14 protein-coding genes are annotated in these 21,418 nt (G+C 63.5%); 10 read left to right on the forward strand and 4 right to left on the reverse strand.

Annotated elements, in window-relative coordinates; all coding sequences use genetic code 11:
* Positions 1-2 precede the first annotated feature (2 nt).
* The 9 genes from CXQ82_RS17520 to CXQ82_RS17560 all read left to right on the forward strand — a co-directional run bounded on the left by CXQ82_RS17520 (position 3) and on the right by CXQ82_RS17560 (position 12,177).
* On the forward strand, positions 3-935 hold the full coding sequence (locus CXQ82_RS17520) for a DUF58 domain-containing protein (RefSeq protein ID WP_094952755.1): 933 nt from the start codon (positions 3-5) through the stop codon (positions 933-935).
* Positions 932-1,426: a DUF4381 domain-containing protein gene (locus CXQ82_RS17525; protein ID WP_101271208.1), complete on the forward strand. Its 495-nt coding sequence runs from the start codon at positions 932-934 to the stop codon at positions 1,424-1,426. Before CXQ82_RS17520 ends, CXQ82_RS17525 begins: the two co-directional genes overlap by 4 nt.
* Positions 1,419-2,507, forward strand: coding sequence for a VWA domain-containing protein (locus tag CXQ82_RS17530; protein ID WP_101271210.1), 1,089 nt, complete (start codon positions 1,419-1,421; stop codon positions 2,505-2,507). The genes CXQ82_RS17525 and CXQ82_RS17530 overlap by 8 nt, the downstream gene beginning before the upstream one ends.
* A complete protein-coding gene (locus CXQ82_RS17535; protein ID WP_101271212.1) occupies positions 2,504-4,243 on the forward strand; it encodes a tetratricopeptide repeat protein in 1,740 nt (579 codons plus the stop codon). Before CXQ82_RS17530 ends, CXQ82_RS17535 begins: the two co-directional genes overlap by 4 nt.
* The gene (locus CXQ82_RS17540) at positions 4,240-5,880 is read left to right on the forward strand and encodes a BatD family protein (RefSeq protein ID WP_101271214.1); all 1,641 of its coding nucleotides are present in this window, start codon (positions 4,240-4,242) and stop codon (positions 5,878-5,880) included. Before CXQ82_RS17535 ends, CXQ82_RS17540 begins: the two co-directional genes overlap by 4 nt.
* A 350-nt stretch (positions 5,881-6,230) precedes the next feature.
* A complete protein-coding gene (locus CXQ82_RS17545; protein ID WP_241150978.1) occupies positions 6,231-6,530 on the forward strand; it encodes a DUF6124 family protein in 300 nt (99 codons plus the stop codon).
* Between the two features lie 177 nt (positions 6,531-6,707).
* Positions 6,708-7,949 (forward strand): exonuclease SbcCD subunit D C-terminal domain-containing protein, encoded by a 1,242-nt coding sequence (locus CXQ82_RS17550; protein ID WP_101271216.1) that lies wholly within the window; start codon positions 6,708-6,710, stop codon positions 7,947-7,949.
* The gene (locus CXQ82_RS17555) at positions 7,946-11,584 is read left to right on the forward strand and encodes an AAA family ATPase (protein ID WP_101271221.1); all 3,639 of its coding nucleotides are present in this window, start codon (positions 7,946-7,948) and stop codon (positions 11,582-11,584) included. The genes CXQ82_RS17550 and CXQ82_RS17555 overlap by 4 nt, the downstream gene beginning before the upstream one ends.
* On the forward strand, positions 11,581-12,177 hold the full coding sequence (locus tag CXQ82_RS17560; RefSeq protein WP_101271223.1) for a glutathione S-transferase: 597 nt from the start codon (positions 11,581-11,583) through the stop codon (positions 12,175-12,177). Before CXQ82_RS17555 ends, CXQ82_RS17560 begins: the two co-directional genes overlap by 4 nt.
* A gap of 204 nt (positions 12,178-12,381) precedes the next feature.
* On the opposite strand, the gene CXQ82_RS17565 is transcribed toward CXQ82_RS17560, so the two are convergent.
* From CXQ82_RS17565 to CXQ82_RS17575, 3 genes are all read right to left on the reverse strand, one after another.
* Complete coding sequence (locus CXQ82_RS17565; RefSeq protein ID WP_016980181.1) at positions 12,382-12,561, reverse strand: hypothetical protein; 180 nt, start codon at positions 12,559-12,561, stop codon at positions 12,382-12,384.
* Between the two features lie 155 nt (positions 12,562-12,716).
* The gene (locus CXQ82_RS17570; protein WP_101271225.1) at positions 12,717-13,892 is read right to left on the reverse strand and encodes a lactonase family protein; all 1,176 of its coding nucleotides are present in this window, start codon (positions 13,890-13,892) and stop codon (positions 12,717-12,719) included.
* On the reverse strand, positions 13,879-14,166 hold the full coding sequence (locus CXQ82_RS17575) for a DUF5629 family protein (protein WP_101271228.1): 288 nt from the start codon (positions 14,164-14,166) through the stop codon (positions 13,879-13,881). Before CXQ82_RS17575 ends, CXQ82_RS17570 begins: the two co-directional genes overlap by 14 nt.
* 151 nt (positions 14,167-14,317) lie before the next feature.
* On the opposite strand from CXQ82_RS17575, the gene CXQ82_RS17580 reads away from it, so the two are divergent.
* Entirely contained in the window at positions 14,318-18,976 is a 4,659-nt protein-coding gene (locus CXQ82_RS17580) for a dermonecrotic toxin domain-containing protein (protein ID WP_157832175.1), read from the forward strand.
* A 52-nt stretch (positions 18,977-19,028) separates the two neighbouring features.
* On the opposite strand, the gene CXQ82_RS17585 is transcribed toward CXQ82_RS17580, so the two are convergent.
* Positions 19,029-21,404, reverse strand: coding sequence for an RND family transporter (locus tag CXQ82_RS17585; RefSeq protein WP_101271232.1), 2,376 nt, complete (start codon positions 21,402-21,404; stop codon positions 19,029-19,031).
* Positions 21,405-21,418: the final 14 nt, after the last annotated feature.

Below are 21,418 nucleotides of genomic sequence, written 5' to 3' on the forward strand. Positions count from 1 at the left end.
CGATGAACGCCAGCGATGGAATCCGCGTCACACTCAGTGAACTGATTGAGATGCGCCACCGCGTGCGCGAAGTGCAGCTGTTCTCCACGCCGAGCCAGCGCAGCCCGCTGATCGGCCTGCACCATTCCAAGCTGCGCGGGCGCGGTGTCGACTTCGACCAGGTGCGCGTGTACCAGGCCGGCGACGACGTGCGCACCATCGACTGGCGCGTCACCGCGCGTACCCAGGAGCCGCACACCAAGCTGTTCCATGAAGAACGCGAACGGCCGATCTTCATCATGGTGGAGCAAAGCTGCCGGCTGTTTTTCGGCTCGGGGCAGATGTTCAAGTCGGTGCTGGCGGCACAGGCGGCCAGCCTGATCGGTTGGGCCGCGCTGGGGCATAACGACCGGGTCGGTGGGCTGGTGTTCGGCGATAACGAGCACTACGAAATCAAGCCTCGGCGCAGCAAGCAAAGCCTGCTGCAATTGCTCAACCGCTTGGTGCGGGTCAACCAGAGCCTGAACACCGAAAGCCGCCCGGAAGCCGACGCCCTCGGCATGGCCCTGCGCCGCGGCCGCGAAGTACTGCGCCCCGGCAGCCTGGTGATCGTGATCTGCGACGAGCGCGCCCTCACCGAAGGCGCCGAGCAACAGCTGAGCTTGTTGTCGCGCCATTGCGACCTGCTGCTGTTGCCGATCTCGGACCCGCTGGACCACGCCCTGCCTGCCGCAGGGCTGCTGCGTTTCGCCGAGCGCGGCGCGCAGTTGGAACTGGACACGCTGAATTTCGATTTACGCCAGGCCTACAAGGCCCAGGCCGAAGCGCGTATCGCCCGCTGGGAACTGCTGGCGCAAAAACTGCGCATTCTATTGATGCCGTTGAGCACCCAGAGCGAAATGGTCGAGCAACTGCGCGAATACCTCAACCCGCAACGCCCGGTTAAAAAGCAATGAGCAGCCTCGACCAACTGCAACCGCTGATCGCCCCGCCGAGCATCGGCTTCTGGCCACCTGCCCCCGGCTGGTGGCTACTGTTGCTGGTGATTCCGTTGCTCGGCTGGGGGCTGTGGTGGTCGCGGCGTTTCCTGCCCACGCGCCGGCCCGTGGCGCGCGCCGAACAACCGCTGGACCCGTTGCGCATCGCCGCCCTGGCAGAATTGGCGCTGATGCCCAAACCCTACGACGGCGCGCCGGCCGGTGCCTGGCTGCAGCAGCTCAATGGCCTGCTCAAGCGCCTGTGCCGCAACGACTACCCCTACAGCCAGAGCCACACCCTTAACGGGCGCAAATGGCTGGCCTTCCTCGACAACCGCTGCCCGGCCGCCGGCCTCACGCGCTGGATGGTACTGGTGGAAGGCGCCTACAAACCCGAATGCAAACTCGACGACAAGGCCATCGCCGGCCTGACCCAGGCCGTCGACACCTGGATTCGCAAACATGTTTGAGTTCGCCTGGCCGTGGGTCTTCGCCTTATTGCCATTGCCGTGGTTGATGCGCCTGGTGCTGCCGGTGGCCGACAGCGGCGAGCCGGCACTCAAAGTCAGCTACCTCAGCGACCTCGAAGGCCTGGCCCGCCGCCGCGCCCGGGTGAACCTGCCGGGCTGGCGCCAGCAAGCGCCGTTCGTGGTGCTGTGGCTGCTGCTGTTGACCGCCGCCGCGCGCCCGGAATGGCTTGGCGAACCGCTGCCGATTGCCGCCAGTGGCCGCGACCTGCTGGTGGCGGTGGACGTGTCCGGCTCCATGGATTTTCCCGACATGCACTGGCAGGACGAGGACGTCAGCCGCCTGAGCCTGGTCAAGCATTTGCTCGGTGACTTCCTCGAAGGCCGCGAAGGTGACCGCGTAGGTTTGATCCTGTTCGGCAGCCAGGCGTACCTGCAAGCCCCGCTGACCTTCGACCGCCGCACCGTGCGCACCTGGCTGGATGAGGCGCGCATTGGCATCGCCGGCAAAAACACCGCCATCGGCGACGCCATCGGCCTGGCCTTGAAACGCCTGCGCCAGCGCCCGGCACAAAGCCGCGTACTCATCCTGGTCACCGACGGCGCCAACAACGCCGGGCAGATCGACCCGCTGACCGCCGCGCGCCTGGCCGCCGAAGAAGGCGTGAAGATCTACCCGATCGGCATCGGCGCCGACCCCGAGCAAACCGGCTCCCTGGGCATCCTCGGCGTCAACCCGAGCCTGGACCTCGATGAACCCGCACTCAAGGCCATCGCCGCGGCCACCGGTGGCCAATATTTCCGCGCGCGTGATGGCGAAGAGCTGCAAACCATCAAGGAAACCCTCGACCAACTGGAGCCCGTCGAACAGCAACCGACCCAGGCGCGCCCGGCCCAGGCGCTGTACAGCGCGCCCTTGGCATTGGCGTTGATCCTGAGCATGTTGCTGGTGATTCAGGAGCGCTGGCCGAACAACGCCCTGCAAAGGTTGTTCGACAAATTATCGAGCAAGGGGATTTTCCTGCAACAACACCCGGAATGGCGCCAGCGCCTCAAACGCCTGCGTTTGCGGAGGCGTCGATGATCGACCTGTGGCCGCACTGGTTCCGCCCCTGGTGGCTATTGCTGCTGCCGCTGCTCGGCTGGCTGCTGTGGCAGCTGTGGCACCGGCAAAAGCGCGCCGGGCGCTGGAAGATGATCCTGCCGCCGGCCTTCCACGCGGTGCTGCTCAGCGGCGGCAACGGCCGCGAAAGCAAATCGCCGTGGGTGGTGCTTGGCATCGCCTGGCTGTTGGCCGTGCTGGCGCTGCTCGGCCCCAGCTGGCAGCGCGTTGAACAGACCAGTCAGAAACCCTCCGACCCGTTGGTGGTGTTGCTGGAACTGACCCCGGAAATGCTCGCCACCGACAGCCCGCCCAACCGTCTGGAGCAGGCCCGGCGCAAGCTGTACGACCTGTTGCAGGCGCGCAGCGATGCGCAAACCGCCATCGTCGTGTACGCCGGCAGCGCCCACACCCTGGTGCCGCTGTCGGACGACCTGGCCACCAGCCGCAACCTGCTCGAAGCCCTACGCCCCTCGCTGATGCCCGAAGCCGGCCATCGCGCCGACCTGGCCGTGGAAAAAGCCTTGGAGCTGCTCAAGCACGGCGGGCTCGGCCAGGGCCGCCTGCTGTTGATCGGCTCATCGCTGTCCAAGCAGGAACGCCAAGGTATTCGCCTGCTGCTGCAAAACAGCCAGTCGCCGCCGCTGTCGATCCTCGGTATCGGCAGCCGCGAAGGCACGCCCGTGACCCAGGAAAGCGGCGAGTTCCTCAAGGACGAACAGGGCGCAATCCTGGTGCCGCGCCTCGACAGCCCCACCCTCAAGGCATTCGCCAGCGAAATGGGCGGCCGTTACCGTGCCGCGCGCCTCGACGACAAAGACCTGCGCCAGCTCGGCGTACTGGACACCCCGCAAGCCCTGCGCAATGACGGTCAACTGCTGCACCTCGATACCTGGGCCGACCAGGGTTACTGGCTGCTGCTGCCCCTGCTGTTGCTGGCGGCCTGTGCCGGGCGGCGTGGCTGGCTGTTCTGCCTGCCCTTGCTGCTGATGGCCGCGCCGCAGCCGAGCTATGCCTTCGGCCTGCAAGACTTGTGGCTGCGCCCCGACCAGCAAGGCCAATACCTGCTCAAGAAAAAGCGCCCGGCCGAAGCCGCCGAACACTTCGAGGACCCGCAATGGCAAGGCGTGGCCCTCTACGAAGCCGGCAACTATGCCGAGGCGATCAAACGGTTCGCCGAGGGCGATGACGCCTATTCTCACTACAATCGCGGCAATGCGCTGGCCAAGGCCGGCGAGCTGGAAGCCGCGATCGACGCCTACGAACAAGCCCTGGAAGCCCAGCCCGATTTGCAACCGGCCCTGAAAAACAAGGCCCTGGTCGAAACCCTGCTGCAGCAACAGGCACAACCCGAGCCCGAGCAAACGGCAGAAAACAGGGATGACGAAACCACCCAACCCGGCCAAACTGCGCAACCGGGCGCCAGTGGGCAAAATGCTCCGGGTGGCGAGCAGTCATCCCAGGGCCAGGGCGAGGCCGGCACCGGCGATACCCAGCCCGGCGCCAAGCCACAAAGCGGCGGCAATGAAGTACCCGGCAGCGAGCTTGGGGATGAGCAAACCACCACCCCGCCGCTGCGCCCCACCGACGCCAGCCTCGACGGCGAACACCGCCAGGCCCTGGAACAATGGCTGCGGGAGATCCCGGACAACCCCGGCGAACTACTGCGGCGCAAATTCTGGTACGAACAGCAACAACATCAGGACAAGACTCGATGAGCCGCCGCACTTCCCTACTGCTTCTGCTCGCGCTGTCGGCAGGCCCCGCCCAGGCGGCGAACCTGGTGGCCAGTGTCGACCGCAGCCGCCTGAATTCCGGCGAAACGGTAGAGCTGACGGTGGAATCCAGCGACGTCACCCAGTTCGGCAAGCCCGACCTGTCGCCGCTGGATGCGCAATTCGAAGTCAGCGGCACGCGCCAACTCAACCAGCTCACCACCCTGGGTGGCGACAACCACGCCACCACGCGCTGGATCATCACCTTGTTGCCCCGGCAAAACGGCACCGTGGTGATCCCGCCCCTGCAAGTGGGCGAGTACCAGACCCAGCCGATCAGCCTGCAAGTGGTGGAAACCGCGAGCCAGAACACCAGCGCAGAACTGGCGCCGGTGTTTGTCGAGGCCAACCTCGACCAGGCCACCGTGTACGTGCAGGCCCAGGCGCTGTTGACCGTGCGCGTGTACCACTCGGTGTCGCTGTATGACGACAGCAGCCTTACGCCGTTGCAGATTCCGGATGCGCGCGTGGAGCAGTTGGGCGAGTCGCGCACCTACGAAAAAGTCATCAACAGCATTCGCCATGGCGTGATCGAAACCCGCTATGCGATCTACCCGCAGCACAGCGGCAGCCTGGATATTCCCACGCAGACCTTCAGCGCCACGCTGGTGGAATCGCGCCCGCCGCAAGAAAACACACTGCAGGGCACCAAGCCGGGCAAGCTGATTCACGTCAGCTCCGCGCCGCTGCAATTGACGGTCAAACCCAAGCCGGAGCTGTACCCGGCCGATACCCCCTGGCTGCCGGCGCGCAGCCTCACGCTGAGCGAGAACTGGAACCCGGCCCCCGATCACGTGCAGGTCGGCGACTCGCTGACCCGCAGCCTCACGGTCAAGGCCGAAGGCTTGTCCAGCGCGCAACTGCCGGCCCTGCCCAGCACCGATATCAATGGCCTGCGCCGCTACCCGGACCAGCCGGTGCTGGGCAACCAGAGCAACGACCGCGGCCTGATCGGCAGCCGCGAAGACCGCGAAGCGCTGGTGCCCAACCGCGTCGGCGCACTGGAGTTGCCTGCGGTTGAAGTGGTGTGGTGGAACACCCATGAAGACCACCTCGAGCGCACCAGCCTGCCCGCCCGCACCCTGCAAGTGGCCAACAACCCGAGCCTGGTGGTCGACACGCCGGCCACGCCGACCATCATCACCGCCCCCGATGACAGCCGTCTGTGGCTGTGGCAACTCAGCACGCTGATCCTGGCCTGCACCACCCTGCTCGGCTTCGGCCTGTGGTGGCGCGCACGGCGGCAACCGGCGGTACTGCGCGCCGCGCAAACCGGCCCAAGCCCACGCACCTTGCTCGACGACCTCAAGCGCGCCACCCAGGCCAACGACCCCCAGGCCACGCGCCAGGCGCTGGACGCCTGGGCCCGCCAGCAACCGGAAACCCTGGCCGACATGGCCGCGCGGTTTGTGCCGCTGTCGGACGCACTGGATGGGCTGAACGGCGCGCTGTACAGCGAAAGCGGCCAATACTGGCTGGGCGAAGACCTGTGGCGCGCGATCAAAGCCATCCCGATGGCCGAACGCGAGCAAGACCCGGCGACGGATACCACCAGCTTGCCGCCGTTGTATCCGAAGTAAACCCTAGGTTTTTTTGGCGAGCAGGCTTGTTGTGGCAAGCGGGCTAGTTGTGGCGAGCGGGCTTGCCCGCGTTGGGCTGCGAAGCAGCCCCAGTAAAGCACCCCCATTAATCCAGGCAAATCGCGGTCACCGGTTTTGGGGCCGCTTCGCAGCCCAACGCGGGCAAGCCCGCTCGCCACAACAAGCTCATCGCCAGCAATCCTTATCCCTTTAATTTGCGGGAAGTTTCCTAGACAATCCCACGGGCTTGCGCCTGCTCACTTCACTGGCTAGCCTTCGTTCCGTCGCTGCATATCAGCGAACGGGTGTGGAAACCTGAGACTAGTAGGCCCCTTACCAGGAGCTTAAGTATGAGCAAGAGCAATTCGGATTCACCTCGCTTCACCCATGACCGCGAAATCTTCGAGCGCGCCCTCAGCCACTACCTGAAACCCGACTCACAACCGCCCTTCTCCGTGCACCAGGACCTCAGCTTCGAAGACGCCCTCGCCGAAATCTGCGACCTGCTGCGCTGTGCAGCCGCCACCGCAGCCGGCACCACCCAGGCGCTGCTCGGCAATGAGCGCCACATGGCCGGCGCCACCGAACACCTGATCAACAATGCCAAAACCCTGGCCGACCGCGCACTGAACTGCCTGCATAGCACATAACCCCCCTGTGGGAGCGGGCTTGCTCGCGAATGCGGTGTGTCAGATACCGATGCATTCACTGACACACCGCATTCGCGAGCAAGCCCGCTCCCACATTGGTTCTTGGCCACCTACGGGCACCGCGCAGGCTTTTACAGGTAAACTCCCCTCCTTTTCATCTTCTCCACGGAGTTCGCCTTGCGTCTGTTTCACACCTCCGACTGGCACCTTGGCCAAAACCTGCATGGCCAGGAACGCGACTTCGAACACGCCTGTTTCCTTGAGTGGCTGCTGGGTCAACTGAAAGCCGATCAGCCGGATGTGTTGCTGATCGCCGGCGATATATTCGACACGGTCAACCCGCCGCTCAAGGCCCAGGAGCGGCTGTATGACTTCATCATCAGCGCCCACGAACAAAACCCGCAACTGACGATTGTGATGATCGCCGGCAACCACGACTCCGGCTCGCGTATCGAATTGCCCGCGCCGTTGATGCGCCGCCTGCGCACTCACGCGTTGGGCCGCGTGCTGTGGCTGGATGATGGCCAGCTGGATGCCGAGCGTTTGCTGATCCCGCTGCCCGACGCCAAAGGCAAGGTCGCGGCGTGGTGCCTGGCACTGCCGTTTTTGCGCCCGGCGGAAGTCACCGGCGCGCAGTTGGGTGATGATTATTTGCGCGGTATCGGCCACGTGCATGAATCGCTGATCGCCGCCGCCAACGCCAAGCGCAAAAAAGGCCAGGCGCTGATCGCCATCAGCCATGCGCACATGGCCGGTGGTTCGGTGTCGGAAGACTCCGAGCGCAGCCTGATCATCGGCAATGCCGAGGCACTGCCCGCCAGCCTGTTCGACAAACGTGTCGGCTATGTGGCCCTGGGCCATTTGCACAAGCCGCAAAAGGTCAATGGCGAAGAACGTATTCGCTACAGTGGCTCGCCGATTCCGCTGTCGTTTTCCGAAATCGGCTACAAGCATCAGATTCTCGATGTGACCTTCCAGGGCCAATGCCTGGTGGGTGTCGAACCGATCCTGATCCCCCGCTCGGTCGACCTGCAACGCCTGGACGCCGCCCCGCTGGCGGATATCCTCAAGGCGCTGGCCGAGTTGCCCGACGTCGACCTGCTGGCCGAAACCCAGCGCCACCCCTGGCTGGAAGTGCGCGTGCGCCTCGACGAGCCGCAGCCCGACCTGCGCCAGCAAATCGAAACCGCGCTGCAAGGCAAGGCCGTGCGCCTGGTGCGCATCGCCGCTGAATACGCCGGCACGGGCAGTCGCGAAGACGACAATGAAGAGCGCCTGATCGAGCTGGACCAGCTCACGCCCCAGGAGCTGTTCAGCCGCGCCTGGCAGGACAACTACGGCAGTGAAGTGGATGAACAGACCTTGAAGGATTTCGCCGTGCTGCTCCAGGAAGTGCAGCAGGAGGAGGAACAGCCATGAAGATTCTTGCTATCCGCCTGAAAAACCTCGCCTCCCTGGCCGGCCCGTTCGAGATCGACTTTACCGCCGAGCCCCTGGCCAGCGCCGGGTTGTTTGCGATTACCGGCCCGACCGGCGCCGGCAAAAGCACCTTGCTCGATGCCCTGTGCCTGGCGCTGTTCGGTGCGGTGCCACGCCTGGGCGACACCGGCCAGGCGAAGATGCCGGACGCCGATACTGACATTTCCATCGGCGACCCGCGCACCCTGATCCGTCGTGGCACCGGCGGCGGCTATGCCGAGGTGGATTTTGTTGGCGTCAGCGGGCGTCGCTACCGGGCGCGCTGGGAAGCCAACCGCGCCCGCGACAAGGCCAGCGGCAAGTTGCAGAACAGCCGCCAGAGCCTGATCGACCTCGACAGCGAGCAACTGCTGGCCAGTCAGAAAACCGAGTACAAGACCCAGCTGGAACTGGCCCTGGGCCTGAATTTCGAGCAGTTCACCCGCGCCGTATTGCTGGCGCAAAGCGAGTTCAGCGCGTTCCTCAAGGCCAATGACAACGAACGCAGCGAGCTGCTGGAAAAGCTCACCGACACCGCGCTCTATACCCAGCTCGGCCGCCGCGCCTTTGACAAGGCCAAGGACGCCCGCGACGCCCACAAAGCCTTGCAAGACCAGGCCACCGGCGTGGTGCCCCTGGCCCCTGAAGCGCGTGCCGAACTCGACCAGCAATTCGACGCGGCCCAGCAGCAGCTCAAGGTCCAACAGGCCCAGCTCAAGCAGTTGGAGTTGCAACACACCTGGCTCAAAGAGCTGCGTGAATGGCAGGAGCGTCAGCTCAGCGCCACCGAACAGTTGCAACACGCCCAGCAGCAGTGGGAAGGCCAAAGCCAACAACGCCAGGACCTGAGCCGCCTGGACCAATTGGCGCCGCAACGCCATCAGTTTGCCCGCCAGGCTGAACTCGGCACGTTACTGACCCCGCTCGCCGCACAGATCCAGCAGCACCTCGAGCAGCAAACCGCGCTGCTGGCCCGTCAGGAGCAGGCGCAACAACAGCAGGTCGCCGCCCAGGTGGCCCTGGCTGACGCCTTGAAGCAGCAGGCTGACGCGGTGCCGTTGCTGCGCCAGGCCTTTGAAGAACAAAGCACCCTCGCCCACCTGACCAAAGACCTGGCCAAGCGCAGCGACGACAAACAGCAGCAGGAAAGCGCCTGCACCGAAGGCCAGGGGTTGCTCAATGCGTTGCTGGAGAAGCAGGCCCAGGTCGCCGGGCGCCTGCAACGCCTGGCCGCCGAGCTGGAGCGCAGTGCGGCTTTGGCGCCACTGAGCGATGCCTGGGGCGCCTACCGCGACCGCTTGCAACAACTGATGCTGATCGGCAATCGCCTGAACAAAGGCCAGGCCGAACTGCCGCAGCTCGAACAGCGCGCCACCACCGCCGTCGAACAGTTCACCCAGCAACGCGAAGCGTTGGACCTGCTGTACCAGGAGGCCGGTGCCGAACCGCACGCCGTCGCCGAGCAGATCCAGTTGCTCGCCAGCCTGTTGCAGGACAATCGCAAGCAGCAACGCGCCTTCGAAGACCTCACGCGCTTGTGGGACAGCCAGCAGCAGTTGGACCAACAGGCTGGCACGCTGACGCAGAAACTCGCCGACGCACAGCAACAACGCGAACAGCTCAACCAGACCGGCCTGCAAACCAAGGCCGAACTGACGGTGGCCGAGCAAACACTGACGGTGACCAAACAACTGCTGGAGCGCCAGCGCCTGGCGCGCAGTGCCAGTGTCGAGGAGCTGCGCGAGCAATTGCAGGACGACCAGCCGTGCCCGGTGTGCGGCAGCCATGAACACCCGTATCACCAGCCCGAAGCCCTGCTGCAAAGCCTCGGTCGGCATGATGAAAACGAAGAGGCAGCGGCGCAGAAGGCCGTGGATACCCTCAAGGAAAAACTCACCGAACTGCGTGGCGAAGTGGGCGGGTTGATCGCCCAGCAAAAAGAATTCCTGCACCAGCAGGAGTTGTTGGCCACGCAACAACAGGGCCTGGCGCCAAGCCTGCAAGCGCACCCGCTGTCCGCCTCGCTGTTCAATCAGGAGGCGGCCAAACGCAGTGCCTGGTTGGCCCAGCAGTTGAACCAACTGACGCAAAGCATTACCCAGGACGAACAGCGCCAAGGCGCCCTGCTCAACCTGCAACAAAACGCCGGGCGTTTGCAGCAACAACTGCAAGCCGCCCAGGACGCGAGCCAGCAAGCCCGTCAGTTGCTGGTGGACCAGCAGCGCGAGCTGTCCAATGACCGCGAGCGCCTCGACGAGGAGCTGCAAGCCTTTTCCAGCCTGTTGCCGGCGGAAACACTCGAAGGTTTACGCCGTGAGCCGGCGGCGACCTTTATGCAACTGGACCAGCACGTCAGCCAGCGTCTGGAACAGCTGGGCCATCAGCGCGACGAACTGGCCGAGCAGCAAGAGCGCCAGCAGGCTATCGAGAAAGAACAGACCCATCAGCAGCATCGCCAGCAGCAACTGGAAGCCCTGCAGCAGCAAGTAGCTGACCTGACCACACAGCAACAGGCCGCCCAGGAAAAGCTCGGCGCCCTGCTGGGTGAGCACGCCAGTGCCGAACAGTGGCAACTGCAGCTGGACCAAGCGGTGGCGCACTCACGCCAGAGCGAGGCCGACGCCAATCAACAGCTGCAAGACCTGCGCAACGCCTTGATCCAACTGGCTGCCGACCTCAAGGCCCAGCAGGAACGCCAACAGGCATTGGCCGCCGAACAGCACAGCCTCCACGAACGCCTGAGCGAATGGCGCGCCTTGCACCCGGAATTGGATGACGACGGGCTCACGCGCTTGCTGGCCTTCGATGACAGCCAGGTCAGCGAATTGCGCCAACACCTGCAACACAGCGAAAAAGCCGTCGAACAAGCCAAAGTACTCCTGCAAGAGCGCGATCAACGCCTGGCCGAGCACCAGGCCCTGCACAACGGCAACCTGCAAGCGGAAGAGCTGGACAGCACCCTGGCCGCGCTTAATCAGCAACTGGCCGACGGCGAAAAACACTGCGCCGAGTTACGCGCGCGCCAGTCCGAAGACCAGCGCCGCCAGGACGCCAACAGTGCCCTGGCCGAGCAAATCGCCAACGCCTATGACGAGTGGCAGCGCTGGGCGCGCCTGAATGCGCTGATCGGCTCGGCCACCGGCGACACCTTCCGCAAGATCGCCCAGGCTTACAACCTCGACCTGCTGGTGCATCACGCCAACGTGCAGTTGCGCCAGTTGGTGCGGCGCTATCGCCTCAAGCGCGGCGGCAGCATGTTGGGCCTGTTGGTGCTGGACACGGAAATGGGCGACGAACTGCGCTCGGTGCATTCGTTGTCGGGTGGCGAGACGTTTTTGGTGTCGTTGGCGCTGGCGTTGGGCCTGGCGTCGATGGCGTCGAGTACGTTGAAAATCGAATCGCTGTTTATTGACGAAGGCTTCGGCAGCCTCGACCCGGAATCGCTGCAATTGGCCATGGACGCCCTGGATGGCTTGCAGGCCCAGGGCCGCAAAGTGGCAGTGATTTCCCACGTGCAGGAAATGCATGAGCGCATCCCGGTGCAGATCCAGGTCAAGCGCCAGGGCAACGGCCTGAGCACGCTGGAGGTCAAGTGAGCGAAGCGCTGCTGTATTCGTTTCGGCGCTGCCCGTATGCGATGCGCGCGCGTTTGGCCTTGCGCTACTCAGGCGTGGCGGTGCGGATCGTCGAGGTCAGCCTCAAGGCCAAGCCGGCCGAGATGCTGGCGCTGTCGCCCAAGGGCACGGTGCCAGTGCTGAGCGTGGATGGCACGGTAATCGATGAAAGCCTGGACATCATGCACTGGGCCCTGGCGCAGCATGATCCGGAGGATTGGCGGCTGGGCGGCGATCCGGCGGTGGCGGCACTGATCGCAGAAAATGACCAGGTGTTCAAACATCATTTGAATCGATACAAATATGCCGAACGCTACCCGGAGCAGCCGATGGAACACTATCGGGCCGAGGGCGAGGTGTTTTTGCACAAGCTGGAAGGGTTGTTGGCGGGCCGTGCGTATTTGCTGGCCGATCACCCAAGCCTGGCGGACATGGCCCTGGCGCCGTTCGTGCGCCAATTTGCACATGTGGACCGCGACTGGTTCGCTGGCACGCCGTATAGCCGATTGCAGCAGTGGCTTGAGACTATTGTGCAATCACCGCTATTCATCAGCGTGATGGCGAAGCCCACATAACCCCCTGTGGCAAGCGGGCCAGTGACGAACGGGCTTGTCGTGGCGAAAGGGCTTGTTGTGGCGAGCGGGCTTGCCCGCGTTGGGGCGCGAAGCACCCCTAAAACCCGGCACCGCGGACTTACTGACACCCTGCAATGATCTTGATAGGGGCAGCTTCGCAGCCCAACGCGGGCAAGCCCGCTCGCCACCTACTTTCGATCAGGCTCATTGCTGGGTTTTGTGGTCCAAAGCGGCGTAGAAGTTGGCGCTTTGTTGCAGGTATTTCTGGGTGTAGGCGCTGGTGCTGGATTTTTTGCCGGAGACTTCAACGCTGGCGGCAGCAGGCAAAGCCACGGTGGCGGATACAGCGGAAGCAGCGATGATGGAGAAGAGATTCAAGTTCATGTCGGTAACCCTTGTGTTCGTTTGGTTGAGTGGCCGGGAAGGCCTTGGAACCAAACTTACGCCCGAGGGTTAAGCCTTAGAAATGCTTTGAAACAGTAGCCGCTATTAATACAATTAATACTAAGGGTCAGGCCCCGCACTGCGGGGCCTGTGGCTTATTGACGCAGCACAAACTTGAGGTCGCTGGGCGCATCGATCGGCAAAGTCTGCACGGTTTTACCCAGCAGACCGGTCTTGGGGTCGCGTTCGACCACCACAATCGCGTTGCTTTTCTGGTTGGCGATCAGCAAGAACTTGCCACTCGGGTCCAGGCTGAACTCGCGCGGGTGGTCTCCCTCAACGGAGCGACGCTGCAGCTCTTTGAGGTGCGCCGTGGCCGGGTCGATGCTGAATACCAGCATCTGGTTGGCCGTGCCGCGATTGCTCACATACAGGAATTTGCCATCGCTGGAGGCATGCAGCGCAGCGCCCGCCTTGTCGGACACCGGCTGGCCGGCGGCAAAGTCCACAAGCTGGGTCTGGGTCAGCTTGCCATCCTTGTAGTCGAACACCGCCACCTGCGCGCTCATCTCCGTGGTCAGCCAGGCATGCTTGCCATCGGCGCTGAACAGCAGGTGTCGCGGCCCGCTGCCCGGCGGCAATTGCACAAAGGCAGGGTCCGCCGGGGTCAGCGGCAGTTCGTGGTTGGCCTTGGGGTCGTAGTGGTAGGCAAAAATCCGGTCCGCACCCAGGTCCTGCACAAACACGTATTTGCCATCCGGCGATGAAACCACCGAGTGCACGTGGTTGGAGGCCTGGCGCTCAGGGTTGACCCGGCTGGCCGGGTGCCCGCTCAACTGCACCGGTGCCGACAGCTTGCCCTCGGCGTCGACCGGCAATACCGCGAGGCTGCCGCCCGGGTCTTCGAGGACCGAATAGTTGGCGACAAACAGGTAGCGCCCGTCTGCGGCCACGCTGGAATGGGTCGGTTCGTTGCCCAGGCTCTGCACCTGGTTGATCAGGGTCAGCTGATGATTCTGCGGGTCAATGCTGTAGCTGCTCACGCGGCCGACCGGGTCTTTCTGGCCCGGGCCGTTTTCATTGACCACATACAGGTGCTTCTGGTCCTTGGATACCGTCAGCCACGACGGGTTGGCCGCCTTGGCCGCCAGCACCGGCTTGCCACTGAACTGCCCGGTACGGCTGTCGAACTGCAAGCGGTAGATCCCTTCGCTGGTGCCGGCGGTGTAGCTGCCGACCAACAGTTCATAGGTGTCAGCCGGCGCGGCCTGTACCGACATCGCGCCAACACTGCCGGCCATCAGCAGCGGCCAGAATTTACGCATCATCATCCGCTTCATCCTCATCGTTATTGTTGCCGGTGGCGCCGTTCATGCAGACCAGGCGGTGTTCGCCCGTGCCATCGGTAAGGGTCCAACTCTGCGACGCTTCATCGAACGTCGCGGCTTGCAGTTGTTGCAGATCGAAATTCCAGCGCTTTTCCTCACGGCCCTCGGTGGTCGTGATGTGCAAGTGCTGGTCCTCCAGACGAAAATCAAAGGTGTACAACCCATCGATGACCAGCATGTCGCTGGTGGGGATTGTCGTCAGTAGAGTCTGGGTCATGGCAGTCGTTCAGTCGGTTCAAAGCGCCAATGATAGGCCAGTTTTCGACGGGTACCTAAACCGGCGCGCAAGCGGTAACCCGATAACGCCCGGTGCCGGCGGAGTTGGGCGTTAATGAGGCTTTATCACAAGGCCGCAAAAAGGATTTTTCATGCCCACCGTTTTTTCACCCATCAGCCCGGCCCACGCCGTCAGCCTGCAGTTTCTAAGCCGGCCCAGTCTTGAGACTGTCGCCCGGCAAATGCTCGCCGAGGCCATCCGGCAACGTTTCCCGACGCTCGCCATCAACCTGCTGCACACCCGCCTGGCGAGCCCCCAGGCTGATGGCAATTGGAGCCTGCGCCTGCTGATGGATCACGTGCTGGACTACCTCGCCAGCGGCGTAGCGCCAAACTTCGATGACGTCGCCGGCCTGCCATGCTTCCTCTCTGACCACCCGCCCACTCGGCTGAGGATGCCCGAGGGCGCCGCGCAGGAGCTGCAGCTCAGCGTCATCGCCGAGCTGATCCGCGAACTGCCCTGGGCCCTACCCCTGGGCCTGCAAAACAGCCTGATTGACCACTGGCAGCAAACCGGCGACACCGGCGCCAGCCGTTGGCGCTGGCTCGCAGACTTGCTGCGCGAAACCCTGCGTGTCAGCGCGTTGCGCCATTCCGGGCTCGACCTGCTGGAACGCGAGAGCCTCGACCAACTGATCCAGTACCCCGACCGCGACAGCCGTATCGAACGCTTTGGCGAGCACGCGGTGTATGCCTATTGCCTGCAAGCCACCCTCACCCATCAGTCATTGAGCACGCGCCTGCTGAGCCCGGAGCTGATGCTGGTACGAGTCGTCGCAGGCCGCACCCTCGGCCTGCTGTGCAAGCCCGATGGCAGTATCGAGTGCCTGCGCTCAGTGGAGACTTTCACCGAGACCTGGGCCCGCCGGCTCGCGACGCACTACAACGTCGAGGCCATTGCCTGCCAACGCTACGAGCCCGACGGCAACGTGTTCGACGCCCAGGCCATGCTGATCCTCAACCAGCAACTGGAAAACCTCGCCGCCCTGCGATTGCCGGCCGGGCAACCGCTGGCGATGCTGCATCAGGTTTACCGGCAGTTGACCGATCCCGGGCTGTTTTTCATCGATTCGCTGCAGGTGTCGCCCGCCGCCCTGGCCGCACTCTCGCCGCGCATTCCCGACTGGCTGAGCCACGCGTCCGGCGCCGACCAGATGCGCTACCGCGAGTATTGCCTGGCACTCGCCAGTGCCAAAAAGCGCAGTACCGGCCGCACCTTTCTCAGCGGCATCAGCGATATCCGCACCTATGCCGCCGATACACTGTGGCAACAGATGAAGCGTGACGAGGTCACGTTGGGCCAGATCGCGGCCGACCAATCCCAGGCGGATTGTTTCAAACCCGATGACCTGGAACTGGACTTTGCTGTCGCCGCCGGCTATCCGGGCGGTGCGGGCATCATTGAGCACCGCAGCCTGACGCTGACCGAACTGGCGCTGAAGAACCTGGTCGGCAAACCGCGTGGCCAGGCCACCCTGCGCCACCGGCATGCCAAGCCGCTGCCGGCCTGGCTGACCGCCGACTACCTCAGCGCGCTCGTGCAGCAAGTCGATATCGGCAAGGCCTACCCGGCATTGCTCAGGACCCTGCTGCTGGAGGACAGCGCCGAAGCCCGCCAACGCGAAACCTGGTTTGCCGACCAGCTCAGCGTGCAGCTGCCGCTGCAGGCTCTGGAACTCGCACTCAAACCACCGCATGCCTTGAGTCGAAAAGGCGTGCACTTGGTCGCGGCCCTGATGCAGCCCAACGCCAGTCAACGTGAGGTTGACGGCCAGCCCGTGGTGATCCGCGCATTGGCACTGCTGCGCAAGCCCGAGGCGGGTGCCGATGCGGTCAACACCATGTTCATCATCGAAGCACAGGACACTCAGGTCGGGCCGCACTTGCTCTACCGCCCCCTGTATGCCGACGCACTGCTGGAATTCGCGACGCGCCAAGCCTTGCTCGAGGCCATTGCCACGCCTGGCGAGCTGCAAACCAGCGTGCTGACCTGGCTCTCCAACGGCGCCCGCGCGGTGTACGACAATGGCGGTTTCCTGCAACCGCATTACGTACGTTTCGGCCAGGGCGACGAATTCGCCCCGCTGCAACCCCCGCCACCCGCCAGCCTGGCCACGGACGGTGCCAGTGACGAATTGCACCAATGCCTGTTGAACGGGCGCCTCATGCAGTATCTGTTCGGGAGCACCGCACGGGCGCTGGTGGACCAGGCCGAGCGCGATTCGGTCTCCAACAACGAAAGCCGCTGGGCGGTGCTGCTGGAAGGTGGCGGCCTGCTGTTCAGCAGCCTGTTGCTGCCCTGGCTGCGCGGCCCGGCGATGCTCACCGGTTGGCTGCTGGCGCTGATGGCGAGTGCCAGCCAGGACATTCCGGCGCTGGCCAACCCTGACCCGGTGACCCGTGAACTGGCCGCCGTGGATACCCTGCTCAACCTGGGCATGCTCTTGCTGCATTTGGCGCCAACCCCTGCCATCACCCAACCGGCAATCGCCGGCGAGCGCCTGGAGCAGTTCTTGAAACCGGCGGTGCCGCGCCGCGAAAGCTGGCCGATCCGCGTGGCACCCACTCTTTCCGACAACACCGTCGCGGTGTATGGCCAATGGCCGGGCGCGAACCAGGCGCCGCTGGATTTCAGTTTCGCCAATTCGCGCAATCAGTTGACCTCGGCTCAACGCGCACGTCTGGTGCGCTTCAAGGTGCCGCCGCCGGCCAGCCTGCCGGAGCCGATTGCCAGCGGCCCCGATAAGGGCTTGTACTTGATAGACCGAAGCACCTACGCCTTGATCGAAGGTGACCTGTTCCAGGTCGGCCACGACGCAGACGCCAGGGTGATTGTCGACCCGACCGATATCCGCACCCAGGGCCCCTACCTGCGGCTCGATGATGGCCGCTGGGTGATGGACCTCAGGCTGCGCCTGCGTGGGGGCATGCCGAACAAGCAACTGGTTGCCGAACGCCAGCGCAAAGCGGCGAGAAAGCAGGCGCTACAGGGCCAATTCGAGCTTTACCTGCAGCAACAGGTCACAGAACAGCGGCGTGTCGACCTGGCGGAAAACCTGTGGCTCCAGGCCCAGAACGACCCGCGCGAAAGCGCCCAGGAGCGCATCCGTCGTCGACAACGCTTCGATGTGGCGCTGCAACAGCAAACGGGCGAATACGAAAAAATCCTCACCACCCGGCAGGAGCGCGAACAACTGCTGATTCCGCTGCCGCCAGCGGCGGTAGCCCGGCTGATGGAGAGCGCCATCAATAATGCGCGCAAAAGCGTAGTGTTTGCTGGAGATGACCGCACCGAACTCTACAGTGCCAACACCGCCTTCACCAGACAAGGCCCAAGCCTGAACCTCGCGGTCAGCGCCAATCAGCGCGAGTATCTGGGTTTTATCCACGCACTGACCGAGATCAACGCGCGGCAGATCCACTGGCTTGAGTTTAAGGACCGCTACCTGCAGGCACTGTTCGACTTGGGCGAGGCCGGCACCCAAACCTACACGCGACTGACGGCCAACCGCCCCGCAACGGAGTACAGCGCCCTAGGGGTAAAAAACCTGCAGGTGCGCAGCCTGAAATTTCTCTGCCTCAAGCAGTTCGAGCAGGGCCCGGCCCTGGCGCTCGATAACATCTTCGACACACTGCAATTGCATGTACGCACCCACAGCGAACTGAACGACCTGGCCCTGCCGCCCGCCGAACAACTCGAAGTATTGAGCAGCCTGGTGGAGCACTACGGCGAGGCACTCGATGGGTTGAAGGGCATCGGCATCGTCAATGCCGACGAGCTGTTGCCCACCGACTTCAACCGTTTGCTCGTGCTGGTCGAAAGCTTGTACCAGGACGCAGCACGGCAACTGGCTGCCGAGGTCAAGCCAGACCCGCAACCGCGCAGGCGCCAGCCCAAGCGGCCGATGGTGGTCAGTGGCAAGCCGGCCAAAAAAGTCATCAAGACCCGCAAGGGCATGATCATCGGCGAGCTCAAGCCCGCCAGCACCACATTGCCGATCGATGTGGTCGAAGTGCGCAGCGAGGACACCGACCAACTGCTGTCCAGCTACTCCCGGCATGACGACGTGTGGGATGAAATCCGCATAGAGCCTGCACCCGCCTCGCCACGCCAGAGCCGCAACGTGCAGGATATCAAGGCGCAGGCCAATCGGTTGCTCGCTGGCCTGCAAGAGCATCTGAATCGGGCAAACAGCTACCTGAAGGTTACCCGCCACCCTCAGGAGCTTGAAGAAGTGCTGCAGTACCAGGCCAATCGCCTGGCCAGCGTCGCGGGCGAACTGGAACGGGCTGCCGGCGAGCGCACCGACGCAGAACGCACACTGCTGGAAAACATGCGGGACGCAGCCCTGCGCCTGAACACCCACGGCAAGGAGCTGCGTATCAGCGCCAGCCTGCAACTGCCGCCCACTCACGCAAACCTGGAATACCTGCTGCTGCAAGACCAGGTACAGATCGCCAGCCTCGGCCAGCGCCTGCCGATGCGCGGCGAGCAGCGGGATTTCATCCAGGAGTACGCCATCAATGACAAGAAAGGCTTCCCGTTATGGTATGCGCACTTTCATTACCCCAGTGCCACGACGCCCAAGCTGGCGTACACCGCAGCCCACCTGAAAACCCGCGCACAACGCAAACACAGCTACCAGTCGTTGTTGAGCAATGCCCATGACTCGCAGAGCATCGTCAATGTGCATCGCGGGTTGATCGGCAGGAACCTGGCCGAGCGGCGCTTCCTGCCGTTGGTGCAATGAGTTGAAGGCCACAGGGCGGCAGGGCGGCAGGGACGCCCCGCCGCCCTGTGCATCAGTGGGCGAACAGCGAGTTACCCTTCTGCCCTGCCAGCTTCTCGGGCTTGATCAGGAAACGTGCCAGCGCCGGCAACAGCCACAGCGCGCCGAACATGTTCCACAGCAGCATGAAGGTCAGCATCAGGCCCATATCCGCCTGGAACTTGATGGCTGAGAAGATCCAGGTGCACACGCCGATCGCCAGGCACAGGCCGGTGAACAACACGGCTTTACCGGTGGACTTGAGCGTCTGGTAGTACGCCTCTTGCAGTGGCAACCCGGCGCGCAGGAAGCTTTCCAGGCGGCTGTAGATGTAGATGCCGTAGTCCACGCCGATCCCCACGCCCAGTGCTACCACCGGCAAGGTCGCGACCTTGACGCCGATGCCCATGAACGCCATCAACGCGTTGCCGAGCACCGAGGTCAGCACCAGCGGCAGCACGATGCACAGGGTTGCCGCCCAGGAACGGAAGGTGATCATGCACATGGTGGCCACGCACAGGTACACCAGGATCAGGATGGTCAGTTCCGATTCCTTGATCACTTCGTTGGTGGCCGCTTCGATCCCGGCGTTACCGGCGGCGAGAATGAATTCCAGGCCGTCCTTGTTGTTTTCCTTGGCAAAGTCCTGCACCGCATGCACCGCACGGTCGAGGGTTTCGGCCTTGTGGTCGTTGAGGAACACCAGCACCGGCGCCAGCGAGCAATTGTTGTTGTACAGGCCATCGGCACGCGCGATGGAGTTGTTCAGCACGTCCGGGTTGCGCGACAGGGTTTCCCATTTGAGGTTGCCCTCGTTCATGCCCTTGATCATCTGCTTGGACACGGTCACCAGCGAGATCGCCGACTGCACGCCCTCGGTGTTCTGCATCTTCCACATCAACTGGTCGATGGGCGCCATGGCTTCATAACGCGAGCAGCCTTCGGCCTTGGTCTTGACCATCACCACCAGCACGTCGGAGCTGGTGGAGTAGTTGCTGATGATGAAGTTGTTGTCTTTGTTATAGCGCGAGTCCGGGCGCAGTTCCGGCGCGCCCTGGTCCAAGTCGCCGATCTTGAGGTTCTGGCTGTACCAGAGGCCGCCACCAAAGGCGACCAGGGCCAGCAGGATCGAGATCGGGGCGACTTTGGGGCTGGCGAATTTAGACAGCAGGCGCCAGAACGGGTGATCGCGGTGCGCGTCTTTCTTGCTCCGGGCGATGGCGCGCTGGCTGATGCCGGCGTAGGAAATCGCCACCGGCAGCAGGATCAGGTTGGTGAACACGATCACCGCCACACCAATGGAAGCGCCGATGGCCAATTCACGGATCACGCCGATGTCGATGATCAGCAGCGTGATGAAACCCACCGCGTCCGCCAGGATCGCGATCATCCCCGGCAGGAACAGTTGCCGGAAGGTGCGACGTGCGGCGGTCAGCGCGTTGTCCGCGTCACTCGACTGCAGGGCGATCCCGTTGATTTTCTGCACGCCATGGGAAATACCGATGGCGAAGATCAGGAACGGCACCAGCATCGAATACGGATCGAGGCCAAAGCCGAAAAAGTGCATCAGCCCGAGCTGCCAGACCACCGCCACCAGCGTGGTGCTCAACACCGCGATGGTGCTGCGCACGCAGTTGGTGAACCACAGCAGCAGGATCAAGGTGATGACGAACGCGACCCCAAAGAACAGCACCACCATCACCAGGCCGTCGATCAGGTCGCCGACCTTCTTGGCAAACCCGACGATATGGATCTTGACGTTGGGGTTCTGCGCTTCGAACTTGTCGCGGATCTTGTCTTCCAGTTCATGGGAGAACTTGCGGTAGTCCAGGGCCAGCAACTTGCCCTGGTCCTGCGGGTCCGGGTAGGACTCCAGCAGCGGGATATCGACGATGCTCGACTTGAAGTCGTTGGCCACCAGGCGCCCGACCTGGCCGGACTTGAGCACGTTGTTGCGCAGCTGGTCGAGGCTCTGCGGCGAGCCGTTGTAGCTCTGCGGGATCACTTCGCCGCCGGCAAAGCCTTCTTCGGTCACTTCGGTCCAGCGTACGCTGGGGCTCCATAGCGACTTGAGGCCCGAGCGGTCGACGCCGGAGATGTAGAACACCTCGTCGTTGATCTGCCGCAGGGTCTCCATGTACTCCTTGGTGAAGATGTCACCGTCCTTGGCCTCCACCGAGATGCGCACGGTGTTGCCGAGGTTGGCCAGGTCGTTGCGGTGCTCCATCATCTTTTCGATGAAGGGATGCTTGAGGGGGATCATCTTTTCAAAGCTGGTGGACGGGCGAATCAACGTCGCCTGCCAGAACAGGAAAATACTCACCAGCAGGCAGATCACGATCACTGCCGGGCGGTTGTTGAAGATCAGGCGCTCAAGAAAGGTCGCTTTATCGTTGTGATGACTGCTCATTCTTTCCCCGCCTT

Origin of the sequence: Pseudomonas sp. S09G 359, from assembly GCF_002843605.1 — a bacterium.
Lineage (GTDB): Bacteria > Pseudomonadota > Gammaproteobacteria > Pseudomonadales > Pseudomonadaceae > Aquipseudomonas.

Coding starts and splice junctions, on each gene's coding strand:
- CXQ82_RS17530 (WP_101271210.1), top strand. CDS start 1,419: ATGTTTGAGTTCGCCTGGCCGTGGGTCTTCGCCTTATTGCCATTGCCG.
- CXQ82_RS17575 (WP_101271228.1), bottom strand. CDS start 14,166: ATGACCCAGACTCTACTGACGACAATCCCCACCAGCGACATGCTGGTC.
- CXQ82_RS17545 (WP_241150978.1), top strand. CDS start 6,231: ATGAGCAAGAGCAATTCGGATTCACCTCGCTTCACCCATGACCGCGAA.
- CXQ82_RS17525 (WP_101271208.1), top strand. CDS start 932: ATGAGCAGCCTCGACCAACTGCAACCGCTGATCGCCCCGCCGAGCATC.
- CXQ82_RS17570 (WP_101271225.1), bottom strand. CDS start 13,892: ATGATGATGCGTAAATTCTGGCCGCTGCTGATGGCCGGCAGTGTTGGC.
- CXQ82_RS17555 (WP_101271221.1), top strand. CDS start 7,946: ATGAAGATTCTTGCTATCCGCCTGAAAAACCTCGCCTCCCTGGCCGGC.
- CXQ82_RS17585 (WP_101271232.1), bottom strand. CDS start 21,404: ATGAGCAGTCATCACAACGATAAAGCGACCTTTCTTGAGCGCCTGATC.
- CXQ82_RS17540 (WP_101271214.1), top strand. CDS start 4,240: ATGAGCCGCCGCACTTCCCTACTGCTTCTGCTCGCGCTGTCGGCAGGC.
- CXQ82_RS17535 (WP_101271212.1), top strand. CDS start 2,504: ATGATCGACCTGTGGCCGCACTGGTTCCGCCCCTGGTGGCTATTGCTG.
- CXQ82_RS17520 (WP_094952755.1), top strand. CDS start 3: ATGAACGCCAGCGATGGAATCCGCGTCACACTCAGTGAACTGATTGAG.
- CXQ82_RS17580 (WP_157832175.1), top strand. CDS start 14,318: ATGCCCACCGTTTTTTCACCCATCAGCCCGGCCCACGCCGTCAGCCTG.
- CXQ82_RS17565 (WP_016980181.1), bottom strand. CDS start 12,561: ATGAACTTGAATCTCTTCTCCATCATCGCTGCTTCCGCTGTATCCGCC.